This window comes from Salmonella sp. SAL4457 (assembly GCF_046548235.1).
Classification (GTDB): Bacteria; Pseudomonadota; Gammaproteobacteria; order Enterobacterales; family Enterobacteriaceae; genus Salmonella; species Salmonella enterica.
This window is the reverse complement of record NZ_JBGDZO010001185.1, coordinates 1-243: the sequence shown is the minus strand read 5'-3', so window position 1 is coordinate 243 and position 243 is coordinate 1. Positions and strand designations below refer to the sequence as shown.

Here is a 243-nt window from a genome sequence, read left to right as displayed (position 1 = left end):
CTGGTGACCCTGCTGCTGGCGGTGGTGGTAGCCGGCATCTGCGGTTTCCTGCTGTTGCGGGCGATCACCCAGCCGATCCAGAAGATCGTCCGCAGCCTCGACCTGATGGCCGGTGGCGACCTCACCGCACGCCTGAACCTCGGCCGGCGTGACGAATTCGGCGCCATCGAGACCGGTTTCAACGGCATGGCCGAAGAGCTCAAGGGCCTGGTGTCGCAGGCCCAGCGTTCTTCGGTGCAGGTC

The 243-nt window shown here is 66.3% G+C and carries 1 protein-coding gene; it reads left to right on the top strand.

Features of this window, described 5'->3' with window-relative positions:
• On the top strand, positions 1–243 hold a 243-nt coding region (locus tag ACLJNW_RS27935; RefSeq protein WP_410961853.1), incomplete at both ends, for a HAMP domain-containing protein.